General features: G+C 52.7%; 1 protein-coding gene. It reads left to right on the plus strand.

Annotated features, from left to right (window positions below; genetic code table 11):
• The coding region (locus EYW48_RS21970) for a hypothetical protein (protein ID WP_277433136.1) at nt 1–220 on the plus strand (220 nt) is incomplete at both ends.

Consider the following 220-nt stretch of genomic DNA (forward strand, 5'->3'; position numbering starts at 1 on the left):
TGTCTGGGATGGGTTGGGGGGGACAGGGCCGCAATGCGATCGCCGTGCCGATCACCATCATCGATGATGTACCAACCATTAGCCAAATTACAGCGGGTAGCCAACAAACCGTTGATGAAGATGATTTGTCGGGTATGGGCTCGGATGGCTCAGGCAGTACGACGCTGAGTGGTAATTTTGACGTTGTGGATGGGGCGGATGGCATTGTTAGCTATCAATT

The sequence above is a fragment of the Vibrio sp. 1180_3 genome, assembly GCF_029478545.1.
Classification (GTDB): Bacteria; Pseudomonadota; Gammaproteobacteria; order Enterobacterales; family Vibrionaceae; genus Vibrio; species Vibrio aestuarianus.